Origin of the sequence: Kitasatospora sp. NBC_01287 (genome assembly GCF_026340565.1) — a bacterium.
In the GTDB taxonomy this organism is placed as follows: domain Bacteria; phylum Actinomycetota; class Actinomycetes; order Streptomycetales; family Streptomycetaceae; genus Kitasatospora.
In genome coordinates this window covers 1,772,272-1,785,871 of the sequence record NZ_JAPEPB010000001.1, presented here as the reverse complement: position 1 = coordinate 1,785,871, position 13,600 = coordinate 1,772,272, and the positions used below count along the sequence as shown (strand labels likewise).

The 13,600-nt window shown below is 73.5% G+C and carries 10 protein-coding genes; 3 read left to right on the top strand and 7 right to left on the bottom strand.

Translation table 11 applies throughout. The features are described 5' to 3' along the window. Positions 1–7 precede the first annotated feature (7 nt). From OG455_RS07315 to OG455_RS07305, 3 genes are all read right to left on the bottom strand, one after another. Positions 8–1,849 carry a DNA polymerase Y family protein gene (locus OG455_RS07315; RefSeq protein WP_266291437.1) on the bottom strand — a complete coding sequence of 614 codons (1,842 nt, stop codon included), beginning with the start codon at positions 1,847–1,849 and terminating at the stop codon, positions 8–10. Position 1,850: 1 nt separating this feature from the next. Then, the gene (locus OG455_RS07310) at positions 1,851–2,597 is read right to left on the bottom strand and encodes a hypothetical protein (protein ID WP_266291435.1); all 747 of its coding nucleotides are present in this window, start codon (positions 2,595–2,597) and stop codon (positions 1,851–1,853) included. Positions 2,598–2,717: 120 nt separating this feature from the next. After that, complete coding sequence (locus tag OG455_RS07305) at positions 2,718–3,341, bottom strand: hypothetical protein (RefSeq protein WP_266291433.1); 624 nt, start codon at positions 3,339–3,341, stop codon at positions 2,718–2,720. A gap of 128 nt (positions 3,342–3,469) precedes the next feature. Here OG455_RS07305 and OG455_RS07300 point away from each other — a divergent pair, with 128 nt between their 5' ends. Beyond that, on the top strand, positions 3,470–4,639 hold the full coding sequence (locus OG455_RS07300) for a sensor histidine kinase (protein ID WP_266291432.1): 1,170 nt from the start codon (positions 3,470–3,472) through the stop codon (positions 4,637–4,639). Positions 4,640–4,706: 67 nt separating this feature from the next. Then, positions 4,707–5,360, top strand: a complete 654-nt coding sequence (locus OG455_RS07295) for a response regulator transcription factor (RefSeq protein WP_266291430.1) — start codon at positions 4,707–4,709, stop codon at positions 5,358–5,360. 89 nt (positions 5,361–5,449) lie between these two features. Here the strand turns inward: OG455_RS07295 and OG455_RS07290 are convergent, their stop codons facing one another. Next, positions 5,450–6,358, bottom strand: coding sequence for an alpha/beta hydrolase (locus tag OG455_RS07290; protein ID WP_266300684.1), 909 nt, complete (start codon positions 6,356–6,358; stop codon positions 5,450–5,452). Between the two features lie 178 nt (positions 6,359–6,536). Here OG455_RS07290 and OG455_RS07285 point away from each other — a divergent pair, with 178 nt between their 5' ends. Further along, positions 6,537–7,118, top strand: coding sequence for a TetR/AcrR family transcriptional regulator (locus OG455_RS07285; protein ID WP_266291428.1), 582 nt, complete (start codon positions 6,537–6,539; stop codon positions 7,116–7,118). Between the two features lie 212 nt (positions 7,119–7,330). Here the strand turns inward: OG455_RS07285 and OG455_RS07280 are convergent, their stop codons facing one another. The 3 genes from OG455_RS07280 to OG455_RS07270 form a co-directional block, all read right to left on the bottom strand. After that, complete coding sequence (locus tag OG455_RS07280; RefSeq protein WP_266291426.1) at positions 7,331–10,894, bottom strand: choice-of-anchor D domain-containing protein; 3,564 nt, start codon at positions 10,892–10,894, stop codon at positions 7,331–7,333. 331 nt (positions 10,895–11,225) lie between these two features. Next, entirely contained in the window at positions 11,226–12,098 is an 873-nt protein-coding gene (locus OG455_RS07275) for an NAD(P)-dependent oxidoreductase (protein ID WP_266291424.1), read from the bottom strand. Positions 12,099–12,315: 217 nt separating this feature from the next. Next, a complete protein-coding gene (locus OG455_RS07270) occupies positions 12,316–13,584 on the bottom strand; it encodes an MFS transporter (protein ID WP_266291422.1) in 1,269 nt (422 codons plus the stop codon). Between the last annotated feature and the right edge of the window lie 16 nt (positions 13,585–13,600).

Here is a 13,600-nt window from a genome sequence, read left to right as displayed (position 1 = left end):
TGGACCGTCAGGTATAGGCCGCCTCCAGTGCCCAGCTGCCGCCTTCCAGGACGAGCAGCAGGGCCCGCCCGTCGGCGAGGGTGACCTGGAACCGGGCCCGGCGCCTGACCTGGTCGGGGTCCCACCACTGCTCCACGGCGGGCCAGGGGCCGGCCCAGCCGGTGATCACCGCCACCCGGCCGTCCAGCACCAGCTGGACCGGCGCGGCGGAGACCTCGGCCCGCCCGGTGACGCCGACCGGCAGCCCGGCCGCGTCCAGCACCCGCACCGGCACCGGCGCCCGGGGCACCACCCCGGGCGCCGGATGGCCGAGCTGCCCCGGCCAGGGCGCGTCCCGGTCGGCGGCCGGCGCGGGCCGCTCGCCCCAGGGCACCCGCAGCAGTACCTCGTCCGGACCGCGGCCGCCGACCCGCTCGACCCGGCTCAGCCCGCCGTACCCCAGCAGGGCCTGCACCCGGGCCGCCGCCCGCTCCACCCGGTCCTCGACCACGGCCTGGCCCCACAGCGCCAGCTGCCGCCCGTGGTCGGCCACCAGCTCGTCCGGCACCAGCCGCAGCAGGGTGAAACCGCCGGCGGTGGGCGCGAAGAAGCCCGAGCCCTGCCAGGCCTGCAACTGCCAGCGCACCCGCTCGGCCAGCGCGGGCGCGGAGAGCCGCCCCTCGTGCTGCCAGAGCCGGGCGGCCGTGGTCCCGTCCGCGCAGCTCACCTCGACGGCCACCCGGCGGCAGGCCAGCCCGGCCCCGGCCAGCACCTCGTGCAGGCGCTCGGCGAGGGCGCGGCCGACGAAGACCAGCGGCTCGACCAGCAGCTCGGGCGGGTCGAAGCGCTGCTCGACGGCCAGGTCGGGCCCCGGCGTCCGGCCGGCCGGTGGACGCGCGGTGCGTCCCCGGGCCAGCCGGTGCGCGGCCAGGCCGGCGGGCCCGAACCGGTCGGCCACGGTGGCGGACGGCAGCCGGGCGAAGTCACCCAGGGTGGGCACGCCGAGGCGCACCAGCAGCTCGGCGAGCGGCTCGTCCTCCAGCGCGGCGACCGGGTAGGGGGCCAGGAACTCGGCCGTCCGGCCGGCGGGCACCAGCACCCCGGCGCGGGCGGCGAGCACGGCGGCGAAGACGCCGTCCGCGACGCCGACCCGCGGGGGCGGGGTACGGGGGTGCCCCGCCTGGCCGCCAAGGCGCTCACGGTGCGTGTCGCCCGTGCCGTTCCCGCTGCCCGTGCCGCCCGTGCTGCCCGCGCCGTTCCCGCTGCCCGTACCGCCCGCGCCGTGCCGCTCGTCACCCGCGCCGCCCGTGCCACTTACGCCGGGGCGCCCGTCGCCCGCGCCGCCGGCCCGCACCGGGCCGCCCCAGTCGCCGTCGCGGTCCGCCCCGGCCACCGGCCCCACCCGCAGTCCGGCCAGCGCCGCCACCACCGCCTCGACGAGCGCCCGCTCGCCGCCGAAGTACCGGGCCGGCCCCTTCACCTGGATCGCGCAGAGCCCGGGCCGCAGCACCTCCACCCGAGGTGTGAACGCCTCGACCGCGGCCACCACCGGTTCGAAGCAGCGGGTCTCGCCCACCGGATCCCGCTCCCGCAGCCGCAGCTCGGGGCAGAGCCGGTGGGCCAGCCGAAGCCGCTGCCCGCGCCGCACCCCGGCCAGCCGGGCCGCGTTCGAACAGGCCAGCACCCGGCCGCCCGCCACCACGGCCACCGGCAGGCCGGGCCCGGTCGCGCCGCCGGTCGCACCGGTCGCGCCGCCGGTCGCGCTGCCAGTGGCGCCACCGGCCGTGTCACCGGCCGCGACGATCGGCCAGTCCGGGTACCAGACCACCAGCACCCGCAGCCGGTCGACGGATTCGCTGACCGCAGTCATCTCACACCGCCGCCGTCAGCCGCCCCCGCCCCACCGCGTCGCCCGACTCCTCGTCGAGCCCCACCCCGACAGCGGCGGGCCCGGGGGCACCGCTGCGTGTCTCGTCCGGCCCGGTGGCCGCGCCCGGCGCGCCCTCGGCGGACCGGACCACCCCGTGTTCGTCCGGCAGCCAGACCCGCGTGGTGCGGCCGCGCGCGGCCGCACCACGGCCCTCGACCGCGACCAGCGCCTGCCGCCCGGCGAGCAGCCCGTGCCCGGATCCGAGCCCGACCCAGCGGCTCTCCCGCACGCTCAGCCGCAGCTCCGCCCCGGGCCACTCCCCGGCCACCAGCAGTACGCACCCGCTGCGCCGGAGCACCGCCCCGAGCCGGGCCGCCAGCTGCGGCGCCACCGGCCCGGACGGGCGCAGCAGGATCACCTCCACCGCCCCGGCCAGCGCCGCCACCACCTCGGGCCACTGCCGCCCGGGCGCGTCCACCAGCAGCAGCCGCCCGGGGTCGATCCCGTACCCGCTGGCCGCCAGCAGCCCGAGCTCGGGCAGTCCCACCGCCGCGTACCACCCCTCCCGGTTCCCCGAGGCGAGCGCCAGCAGCAGCCCGGCGTCCTCCCGCACCGACACCGCCGACCCGCGACGCAACCCGCCCGCGGGCAGCACCCCGGCCAGCGCGGCGGGCACCGACACCGGCCCGTCCTGCGACGGAACCGGCACCGGCGCCGTCGGCTGCTGGCGGAGGACGGGGGTGGCCATGGGTCCAGGATCGAACATCTGTTCGTAAAGATTCAAGTCAGAATCGAACGAAAGGACGAATTGTGAGCAGCGGCTCCTGCTCGGGCCGGGCTTCCTGGACTTCCCGGCCCCTGACGTCGGTCAGGTCAGCTCCCCTTCGGCGGTGCGACGCCGGTGATAGGCGCAGGTGACCGCACCGACGAGCCCCGGCCAGGCCAGCAGCGGCAGGTAGCAGGCCGCGAACAGTGTTCGGGACCATCCGTGGACTTCGAGGTGCGAGGTCGGCGTTCCCCGGTCGCCGGTCGACGGGGTGAAGTGGACGTGGAAGAAGATCGGATCCAGGAAGAAGTAGGCGGCGATCAGCAGGAGCAGCAGTGCACCGGCGGTCGCCGGGATGACCGCGGCCTTGATCGGAACGCGACGACCGCCCAGCAGCGGAATCCACCGAGGAACGACCTCGCCCCACGGCTTCACCAGGCCCAGGGTGAGTAGCGCGAAGCCCTCACCGACCACGGAGAGCAGCAGGACGTAGAGGTAGTCGGAAGGCTGGGACCGGTAGTTCGGGCTCTGCGGATGTCCGACCCCGGCCAGGCCCGCCGTCATGAGGAGCCGCCAGACGCTGGACGGCAGCACGACGAAGGGCACGGCGTGTGCGGCGATCCGGGCCCAAGGGGGCGTCCCCGGGGCGTACTTCACCTTCGCGACCTGCACGTTCGTCGAGGCTGCGGTGTTGCCCGTCAGGGCCGCGGGTCGTGTCGTCGTCATGCTTCAAGGCTCGGGTCCTGACCCCTGGCCGGGGTATGGGCCGTTCGGCATGTTCTTCGGGGGGAGCGGCCGCCGGGGGTGCCGATCGGCACAGGCGCCGAACGGCCTCGTCCGCGTACTGTCGAGACGTGCTGATCATTCTCGTGCCTGCGGCCCTGGCCGTGTTGGCGGCACTCCTCGTCTTCGGCGGTCGGCCGCGGTCGCGTCCCCTCGGCGGGTGGGCGACCGGCATCGCCGCGACGGCGTCGCTGGCGGTGACCGCCGCACGTCCGGCCGGAGCAGCGGGTCCGGCACCCGGCATCCTCGGCTCGCTGGAGGCGATCGCGCTGCTGGCCTTGCTGGTGCCGGCCGTTCGCCATCCGCCGATTCCTCAGGCGGTCGCCGTCGGGCTGGCGACACACCTGGCCGTCACACTCTGGGTGTTGCGGGCCTGGGAACCGAAGATGGGCGGCACGGTTGTCGGCGGCTGCCTCTTCTGGTTCCTGATGGCCACCGGCGCGGCGACGGGTGGTGCCTATCTCAGGGTCCTCGATGTGCGGCGTGTGCGTTCGGTGGCGGAAGGCCGACTGCGTCAGCGGCTCGATCTCGCCCGGGACCTGCACGACTTCGTCGCCCACGACGTCAGCGAGATCGTCGCACAAGCGCAAGCCGGGCTGTTCGTCGGGGAGAGTGATCCCGAGGTCGCACTCACCGCGCTCCGTCGCATCGAAGAGGCCGGCTTCAGAGCCCTGACGTCCATGGACCGCACCGTGCACATGCTCCACGACGACGAGGACGGTGACTCCCGGTCAGCCGCCCACGGGATCGAGGAACTGTCCGATCTGGTGGCGCGGTTCGATGCCTCGACGTCGGCGCGCGTCCGGCTCGATCTCGACCTGGACCGCGATCTCGACCTCGCGCCCGTCACCCGAGTCTCGCGCGAGGTGTCCACCACCGCGTACCGCGTCGTTGTCGAAGCGCTGACGAACGTCCGCCGACATGCCAGGGACGCCGACGTCGACATCGCGGTCGCGGTCGCCTCAGTTGCGGCCGCCGCCGTGGACGCCGCCGCAGCCGACGAACCCGGGGCAGCCTCCTCACTCACCGTCACGGTCAGGAACGGCCGCTCAGGACAACGCTCCGCCAACCGCCCCAACCGCCCCAGTCGCGCCAACCGACGGGGTGGGCTCGGCCTGCCAGGGCTCGCCGAGCGCGTCGAGTCCATCGGAGGGACGCTCACCGCCGAACCCTGCGACGACGGCGGCTGGCAGGTGACCGCGCTGCTCCCGCTCGGCAAGTCCGTCACACCGGCCCGCTGACACCGCTCGCCACTCGCATGCCCCGCCACTCGCACGCCCCGCCACTCGCACGCCGGAAGACGAACAGATGAACACCGCACCGATCCGTGTCCTGATAGCCGACGACCAGGAGAGCATCCGCGGCGCCTTCCGCATCATCCTCGACGCGCAGCCGGACATCCACGTGATCGGCGAGGCCGCGAACGGCGAGACCGCGGTCGAACTCGCCCGGCACCTGAAGCCGGACGTCGTGCTCGCGGACATTCGCATGCCCCGCGTCGACGGCCTCGAACTCACCCGGCTCCTCGCCGGCCCCGATGCCCCGACCCCGATGCGCGTCGTCGTGGTGACCACCTTCGACCTCGACGAGTACGTGCACACGGCCCTGCGCAACGGCGCGTCGGGCTTCCTCCTCAAGCGCTCCGGCCCGACCCTCCTCATCGAAGCCATCCGCGCGGCGGTTGCCGGGGACGCCCTGATCAGTCCGCAGATCACCGTCCGCCTGCTGCGCGAGCTCACCAAGCCGGCGGTCGTCCCGGCCCGGGGCGACCGGGAGCCCCTGACCGAACGAGAACTCGAGATCGTCCGGCGGCTGGCGGACGGCGGCACGAACGCCGAGATCGCGGCCGGCCTCTTCATCGCCGCCGGCACGGTGAAGAACCACATCGCGAACATCCAGCGCAAGATCGGTGCGCGGAACCGGGTCGGCATCGCCGCCTGGGCCTGGGAGCACCGCGTTTAGACGAGTCCGGCTCCACGTTCGGCTCCACGACGTCCGGCTCCACGTTCGGCCCTGTTCTCGGCTCTGCGCGCTGCCTGCTCGTGCGGCCTTCACCCCGCGAGGGCGCCGCGGAGGAACTCCACGATCTCCGCTCGTGCGGCCTCGGCCTGCGGCACCACGCCCGGCATGCTGAGGAAGGCGTGCGGGGCCTGGGGGTATTCGGTCAGCCGCGCGGGCGTCCCCGCCGCGCGCAGTCGTTCGGCATAGCGGCGGCCGTGATCGGCCAACGGATCGTGGGTCGGCACCACCACCAGTGCCGGGGCGAGCCCGCTGAGGTCGGCGGCGTACAGCGGCGACAGCGCGCGGGGATCGGCTCCCGGTGGGACGGCGAGCCGGTGGAACAGCCGCAGTTGCGGCACGGTGAGGGTCGGGGTGCGGGGGTGCTGGGTGATCGAGGCGTGGTCGAGCATCGTCCCGGTCAGGTCGACGGCGGGGTTGACCAGGACCTGCGCCCGCAGGCGCGGGCCGGCCGCGCCGGCCCGGATGGCGGTCAGGGCGGTGATCAACGCGCCGCAGCTCTCACCGAAGACGACCGTGCGCGCCGGGTCGATGCCCCGGTCGGCGGCGTGCCGCAACAGGTGCTGGAGCGCGTCCCAGCCGTCGTCGGCCGCGGCCGACAGCGGCGTGTCCGGGGCGAGGAGGCGGTGCTCGACGGAGACGACGAGTGCGGGCAGCCGGGCGGCGAGATGGCTGTTGACCCAGTCGCTCTGCACCGCGGTGCCCACGAACCCTCCGCCGTGGACGTGGAGCACGAGAGGCAGGGCGTCCCGGTCGGCGCCGCGGCCGCGCTCGGGTGTCGGTCGGTAGACCCGGACCGGCAGGCGGCGGCCGGGCAGCGCCAGCTCCTGCCAGTCGATCGTGACGCCGGGATCCGGCAGCCCGGTGATCGCCCGCGCCGCGGGCGATGCCCGCCGGCGGTTCTCCGCTTCGCTGAAGGCGGCCAGTTCCTCGGCGGTCATCGTCAACCAGTCCGGCTCTCCCCTCAGGGCCTGCTGTCGCAGTTGGTCGCCCGCCGACGGCTGCCGCACACCACTGTCCTCGGTCATGTCTTCTCCTCGGTCGCGTAGTTTCACTACCCTTGGTATCGAAACCTCAGGTATCGAAACCTATCGTAGCGAAACTGGGTATCGTAGGGGAATGACTCGACCGACCTCTTCCAGCCGACCGCCCGGTCGCCCGCGCACCGGCGTCAACGCCGAGGTCTTCACCGCCACGCTGAGCACGGTCCGCGAACTCGGCTACGCGCGCGCCACCGTCGAGCGCATCGCCATCGCGGCCGGCGTCGCGAAGACGACGATCTACCGCCGCTGGCCGTCGAAGGGCGCGCTGATCGTGGACTGCCTCCTCGACGCGTTCGGCCCGGTGCCGCTGGAGGAGGGTGCGGGCCCGGCCGAGCTCATGTCCTCGGCCATCCGGTGGAGCGCGGCGAAGATCGGCGAGCCCGGGGTGGGCGACGCGTTCGCCGGTGTGTTCAGCGACGCCGTCAGCGACCCGGCCCTGCGCGAGATCCTGTCCGCCCAGTTGCAGGAGCCCTACCGGCTCGCGCTCCAGAAGGCGCTCGACGAGCCGGCGGACCGGGTCCTGTTCTTCATCGACGTCGTCGTCGGAACCCTGCTCCACCGGATGGGCATGACCGGCGAACCGATGGCCGAAGCCGACGTCGACGCCCTGGTCGAGATGGTGCTGTCGTACTTCGCCGATGGCGCCGATCGGACCTGACGGCAGTCTCCCGCGTCCGCTGCGCATGCCGCCCTCAGCTGCGCATGCCGTCCGCCGGGCGCGCGGCCGGGCCGCCGCCGGGTAGGTGCTACCCGGCGGCGGCCCGGCCGTTGTTCACCGACTGCCGCTCCACCATTGGCCAGTGGCCGTTCACCACCGGTCGTTCACCACCGGCCACTGGCCCCGGCGGTCAGCTTCGGACGCGTTGCCGGTCAGACGTTCCAGATCTGGAACTCCGAGAGCTGTCCGGCCGGCCAGCCGGTGTTCGCCGTGACGTTCACCCGGAAGTAGCGCTGGGCGGTGGTCGGGAAGGTGAGGGTGACGGTGTTGTTGCTCGCGGGGTCGAAGGTGTAGGTGGCCGACGCCTTGACGGTGCTGAAGGTGCTGCCGTCGGTGCTCGCCAGCAGCGAGAGCGTCTGGTTGCGGGCGCCCCAGCCGGCGGGGAGCTGCAGGACGACGCGGCTCGCGCTCTGCGCGCTGCCGAGGTCGACCTGGACCCACTGCGGCAGGGCGTTGTTGGCGCTCTCCCAGTAGGTGCTCTGGTTGTTGTCCGTCACGTTCGACGAGGGGTAGACGTCGGTGTGGCTGGACTCGCCGGTGGGCTTGCCGAGGGCCAGGTTGGTGCTCACGGTGCCGGCGCCGGTGCCGGTCAGCGCGACCGTGGTCGGGCTGTTCGAGGCGTTGCCGGTGATGGTCAGGGTGCCGGTGCGGGTGCCGGCGGCGGTCGGGGTGAAGGTGACGGCGACCGCGCAGGAGGCGCCGGCCGCGATCGAGTTGCCGCAGGTGCTGGTCTGGGCGAAGTCACCGCTCACCGCGACCGAGGAGACGGTCGCGGCCGCGCTGCCGGTGTTGGTCACCGTGACGTTCTGCGCGCCGCTGGTGCTGCCCGGTGCCTGGGTGGCGAAGGTCAGCGAGGACGGGCTGGTGGTGAGCGTCGCCGCGGAGCTGCCGCCGCCGCTGGGGAAGACCTCCAGGTCCGAGAGCTGGGCGGCGCCCCAACCGGTGTTGGCGGTGATGTTCACCCGCAGGTACCGGGCGGTGGCGGCGTTGAAGGTGATGGCCACCGTGTTGCTGTTGCCGCTCGGGTCGAAGGCGTAGCCGGCCGGGCCGGCCAGCGTCGCGAAGGTCGAGCCGTCCGTCGAGCCCTGCACCGACAGGGTCTCGGTGCGGGTGGCCCAGACGGTGAGCGGCGGGAGCTTCAGGACGACCTTGCCCAGGCTGTAGTTCTGGCCGAGGTCCACCTGCGCCCACTGCGGGAACGAGGCGGCGCTCTCCCAGTACGTCGAGGCGTCCGGGTCGGTGAGGTTCGCTGCTACGTAGGGGCTGTTGCTGGAGCTGGCCGAGGCCGGGCGGCCCGCCGCGATGTTCGTGTTGCTGTCGATCCCGCTGCCGCTCAGCGCGACGGTGGTCGGGCTGTTGTTGGCGTTGCCGCTGATGGTCAGGGTGCCGGTCCTGGCCCCGCCGGCGGTGGGCGTGAAGGTGACGGCCACCGTGCAGGAGCCGCCGACCGGGACCGAGTTGCCGCAGCCGCTGCTCTGGCTGAAGTCGCCGCTGGTCGTCACGCTCGACAGACTCGCCGCGCTGGTACCGGAGTTGGTCACCGTCACGCTCTGCGCGGCGGTGCTGGCGCCGACCACGGTGGCGGCGAAGGAGAGTGCCGCCGGCGTGGCGTTCAGCACCGGGCCGGGTGCGATGCCGGTGCCGGAGAGGCTGACCGTGCTGGTGGTCCCGCCCGCGGTGACGGTCAGGGTGCCGGTGCGGGTGCCGGTCGCGGTCGGGCTGAAGGTGACGGCCACCGTGCAGGAGGCGCCGGCCGCGATCGAGTTGCCGCAGGTGCTGTTCTGGGTGAAGTCACCGCTCGCCGCGATCGAGGAGACCGTCGCGGCCGAGCCGGTCGGGTTGTTGACCGTCACGCTCTGCGCGGTGCTGTGCGCACCGGTGGCGACCGAGCCGAAGCCGAGCGCGCTCGGACTGGCCGTCACGCCGGTGGGCGGGTAGGGCGGGTAGACCGGGGCGGGCCACGGGCCGCAGCTCGGGGTGCCGCTGATCCCGGAGTTGCCGCCGCCGTCGGTGACCGCGAAGTTGCCGCCCTCGCAGTTGTAGACGGGGGAGGGCGCGCCGACCCCGGTGGCCGTGACGTTGGTGAACGTCGCCGCGCCGCCGGTCTGCTCCTGCAGGGCGTACGTCCCGGTGCCCGCGATGGTCACGGTGTTCAGGTTGACGCCGCTGATGGTGCCCTCGACCCACTGCACGGCCTCGTAAGGGCTCTGCTGGATCAGCGTGTTGGACACGTTGACCGGCCCGGTGATCGCCCCCTGGCTGCCGTCGAACCAGAGCGCGCCGACGCCGAACTGCCAGTTCGGGTCGAGGCTGCCGTCCCGCACCAGGGTGTTGCCGGAGATCGTGGTGGTGCCGACCGGCGTCGAGGTGAACCGCTGCCCGACCTGGATGCCGCCGCCCTGGGTGATGCCGGTGTCGCGCACCAGGTTGCCGGTGACGGTGTTGTCGTGGCCGCCGTAGATCGCGATGCCGTTGGCGAGCATCTGCAGTTCCACGGTGTTGCCGGAGATCAGGTCGTTGGCGTCGGCCCCGATGGCGGAGTCGGCCCAGGTCGCGATCCCGTCGTCACCGGTGTTCCGCAGCTCGCTGTTGGTCACCGTCGAATTGGTCACCCCGCCATGGAAGTTGATGCCGTCAGCGGTGGTGTCGCGGATCCGCATGCCACTGAAGACCAGCTTGTCCATCGGCCCGTCCATCCAGGCCCCGACCTTCTCGTGCTCGATCCACAGGTTCGACACCGAGGAGTTGCTCAGCGCGCCGCCGATCCCGTTGACCTGGGCGCTGTCGTCGCGCTCCTGGACGTTGCCGAAGATCGCGAAGTTCTGCAGGTGCACCCCGCTGCTCGGCGACGGCGCGGAGTTGCCGTAGAAGCCGGGCGCGCTGCCGGTGACCGTGGAGTACCACATGCCGGCCCCGGCGACCGTCACGTTGTTGACGCTGATGTGCCCGGGGACGTTGAAGGTGCCCGGCGGGATCCACACCGTGCCGCCCGGACCGGCCGCGCTGATCGCCGCGTTGAACGCGCCGGTCGCGTCGTTCACGCCGCTCGCGTCGGCGCCCTCGCTGGTCACCGAGACCGATCCGGCGGGCTGCGGCAGTGCCGTCCCCACCTGCTCGAAATCGGCGAAGTCGATGGTGTAGGAGGCGGCGGTGTCCTCCGCGTCCACCTGCAGGGTGAAGGTGGTCCCGGCGGGATAGGTGGTGCTGAAGAGGCGGTGCGTCTCGTCGAAGAAGTGGTGCGGGTTGCTGCCCGGGCTGTTGGTGAACGGGTAGCTGCCGTAGTACCAGCTGTACGCGTTGGTCAGGCTGAAGTCGGACTGCTTGCCGCCGTTGACGTACAGCGACAGCGGCGCGCTGTAGACCGACCCGTCCGAGGTGTCCGGGATGCTGTACCGGAAGTCGATCGAGTTGGTCGCCACCGGTGTGGTGAAGGTGACGTACTTGCCGGCGCCCTGCAGCGTCACGGCCTGGCGGTCCGAGGCCTCGTCGGCCAGCTGGCCCTGGGTGTAACTCGGGCCGATGACAGAGCCGTTGGTGGCGGAGCTCTCCGCCTGCACCTCGGTGTACGGCAGGCTCGCGCCACTGCCGCCGGTGGCACCGGCCGCGGCCGCCAGCGCCGGCGGGGCCGCCAGCGCGACGATGCCGGCGGTGGTCAGCAGGGCGGCGGTGCCGCTCAGCGCGACCGCTCGCCTCAGATATCGGAAGGGTGGGAACACGTGTCGCTCCTTCGCGCGGGGGAGGCCGGATCCGCGTCGGCTGAGCCGCCGTCAACTGCCAGGCCGAGCGGGCAGGGCGGGGCAGAGGTGTGCGGCGGGCGGTGCGGCGAGGGTGGGGGCGTTGCCGACGCAAGGGAACCGTAATCTCGGCGCTACATCAGCGCAATATCTGGACGCATGTTTGTTGAATAGGCGGGAGCTGACTGCAAAATCTCGACTTAAGGTCGCAAGATCCGCTGCGTCAGCTCCCGCAGTCCACCCGGCCTGCGGCTCAGGGCGGCTCAGGGCGGCTCGGAGCAACCCGGGGTGGCTCGGGCCAGCTCAGGGCGGCTCAGAGCCGCTCGGACCGGCTCGGCCCGGCGGCGGCGAAGGCCGCACGCCAGGAGGACCGGCCGGGCTGCCAGCCCCGGGTGGTGCGGGCCAGGGCGTTGTCCGCGCCGCGCTCCCAGGCGGCCCGCCCCGGGACGGGCGTGGGCGCCGGTGCGCCGAGCGCGGCGGCCAGCACCGGCACCCAGACGTCGGCCCTGGTCGGCTTGTCGTCCACGATGTTGACCGTGCCGCTGGGCCAGTCCAGGGCCGCGAGCGCCGCCCGGGCCGCGTCCTCGACGTGCAGGAAGGAGCTCACCGCCGCACTCGCGGGCACCTCGCCCCGGTGCAGCCGCTGGGCCATCAGCCCGCCCGGTGCGTACCAGGTGCCGGGGCCGTAGAGGGTGCCGTAGCGCAGCACCACGTGCTCGGGCAGTTCGGCGGCCGCCTGCTCCAGGGCGCGCAGGCCGTCGACGGTGGTGGCGCGCGGCTCCTCGGTGGTGTCGTCCAGCGGGGTGCTCTCGGTGGCGGGGGTGTCTCCGCCCTGGTAGGCCCAGGAGATGGACTGGGCGACGATCCGGCGCACCCCGGCGCGGTGCGCGGCGTCCACCAGGTTGCGGGTGCCCTCGCGGCGGATCCGGGCGTTCAGCGCGAGGTCGAAGTCGGCGAGCGCGGTCAGCTGGTGCACGATCGCGTCCGGTGCCGCCTCGGCGACGGCCCGCTCGACCGCCGCCCGGTCGAACACGTCCAGGCGCACCGCCTCCGCCCCGCGCGCGCCGAGCGCTGCCACGCCCTCGGCGGAGCGGGAGGTGGCGATGACCTGGTGGCCGGCCGCCAGCAGCAGCGGCAGGAGCGGGCGGCCGATGGCGCCGGTGGCCCCGGCGAGGAGGATGCGCATGGTGGTGCTCGCTTTCGTTTCGTCCGGCTGACGGTGGATCACGTTGTGGATGAGTCGGCTGGTCGTCTTGTCGATTCATGGGTACATCGTTGTGGCGGCTTGGCGGCTTGGCGGCTTGGCGGCTGAGCGTGTGGCGGTGTGGCGGTGTGGCGGCTTAACGGCTTAACGACTTAACGGCTTGGCGGGCGGTGGCGGCGTGAAGCCTGTCGGCGGCCCGTCAGTCCGTCGGCTCGGTGGGCGGCGCGGCCCGCCGGTCGGTGAGCCAGAGGGCGGCCGCGATCGCGGTGAGCAGGAGGCCGGCCGACCAGATCCCCGCCCACCCGGCCCGGTCGTAGAGGGGGGTCGCGACGGAGGCACCGGCCGCGCCGCCCAGGAAGTAGGCGGTCATGTACGCCGTGGTCACCCGCGAGCGCACGGCTGCCGGGTAGGCGTAGATCCGGGCCTGGTTCAGCACGTTGATGCCCTGCACCCCGAGGTCCAGCAGCAGGATCCCGCCGATCAGCGGCAGCAACTGCCGGCCGCCGGCCAGCAGCGCCCAACCGAGGCCGACGGTGAGCAGCAGCAGACCGGTCGCCGCGTGCGCCGCTCCCCGGTCGTGCAGCCGCCCGATGGGCTGGGCGCCGGCCGCTCCGGCCGCGCCGAGCAGGCCGAAGAGGCCGATGGTGGCGGCGGTGTAGTGGTACGGCTGGTCGGTGAGCAGGAACGGCATTGCGGTCCAGAGCAGTTGGAAGCAGCCGAAGCCGAGCGCCGCGCCGGCCATCCGGCGGCGCAGGAACGGCTCGGTCCTGACCAGGGTGCCGACCGAGGCGAGCAACCGCCCGAATCGCCGGCCCTGGGCGGGTGCCGGCTCCGGCAGCCCGAACCGCAGCGCGAGGGCAAGCAGCGCGATGGCCGCCGCCGCGCAACCGTAGACCGCGCGCCAGCCGGCTACTTGGTCGAGTGCGCCGGAGACCGTGCGAGCCAGCAGGATGCCGAGCAGCAGACCGGTCATCAGGGTGCCCACCGCTCGCCCGCGCTGCTCGGGCCGGGCGAGCGTGGCGGCCAGCGGGATCAGGATGTTGACGGCCGAGCCGGTGAGCCCCACCACGGCCAGCATGGCCAGCAGCGTCCCCGCACCCGGCGCCAGCGCGGCCCCTGCCAGGGCCATCGCGTCCACGCACAGCATGGCCACCACCAGGCGGCGTCGTGGCAGCAGGTCCCCGAGCGGCACCAGCAGCACCAGGCCGAGCGCGTAGCCGAGTTGGTTGACGGTCACGCAGAGGCCGGCCACCGTGCCCGACACCCGCAGACTGCCCGCCAGCGCGGGCAGCAGCGGCTGGGCGTAGTAGTTGTCGGCGACGATCAGCCCGCACGCCGTGGCCAGCAGCAGCACCAGGGACCGGGAGAGCCTGGCGGAACCCGTGCCCGGCTCTGCGGCGATGGCGCCGGCGGTGGCAGCGGTGGCAGCGGAGTCGGCGGCGGTCGGGCCGGTGCGAGGAGTGGTCACGTGTTCAAATTAGAAG

Coding starts and splice junctions, on each gene's coding strand:
- OG455_RS07315 (WP_266291437.1), bottom strand. CDS start 1,849: ATGACTGCGGTCAGCGAATCCGTCGACCGGCTGCGGGTGCTGGTGGTC.
- OG455_RS07310 (WP_266291435.1), bottom strand. CDS start 2,597: ATGGCCACCCCCGTCCTCCGCCAGCAGCCGACGGCGCCGGTGCCGGTT.
- OG455_RS07305 (WP_266291433.1), bottom strand. CDS start 3,341: ATGACGACGACACGACCCGCGGCCCTGACGGGCAACACCGCAGCCTCG.
- OG455_RS07295 (WP_266291430.1), top strand. CDS start 4,707: ATGAACACCGCACCGATCCGTGTCCTGATAGCCGACGACCAGGAGAGC.
- OG455_RS07290 (WP_266300684.1), bottom strand. CDS start 6,358: ATGACCGCCGAGGAACTGGCCGCCTTCAGCGAAGCGGAGAACCGCCGG.
- OG455_RS07285 (WP_266291428.1), top strand. CDS start 6,537: ATGACTCGACCGACCTCTTCCAGCCGACCGCCCGGTCGCCCGCGCACC.
- OG455_RS07275 (WP_266291424.1), bottom strand. CDS start 12,098: ATGCGCATCCTCCTCGCCGGGGCCACCGGCGCCATCGGCCGCCCGCTC.